Below are 280 nucleotides of genomic sequence, written 5' to 3'. Positions count from 1 at the left end.
ACTGGGCCACCTGCATACGCTGTCGATCTGCAACGTGCCGGAAAGCGCGATCCCGCGCGCCAGCGAGCTGGTCTGCTACACCCGCGCCGGCGCCGAGATCGGCGTGGCCTCGACCAAGGCCTTCACCACCCAGCTGGCGGCGTTGTTCCAGTTGACCGTGGTGCTGGGCAAGCTGCACGGCCGCGTGGACGCCGCGCAGGAAGCGGCGTACCTGGAGCAGCTGCGCTTCCTGCCGGGCAGCGTGCAGCACGCGCTCAACATGGAACCGCAGATCGCGGCC

1 protein-coding gene is annotated in these 280 nt (G+C 69.6%); it reads left to right on the top strand.

From position 1 onward, the window contains the following. Positions 1–280, top strand: a 280-nt coding sequence (locus AC06FD_RS20465) for an SIS domain-containing protein (RefSeq protein ID WP_478078738.1), incomplete at both ends; no start/stop codon positions are given.

The sequence above is a fragment of the Stenotrophomonas sp. Steno-Z1 genome, assembly GCF_056393175.1.
The sequence above is the reverse complement of the archived record's forward strand: the minus strand, read 5'-3'. Positions and strand labels throughout refer to the sequence as shown.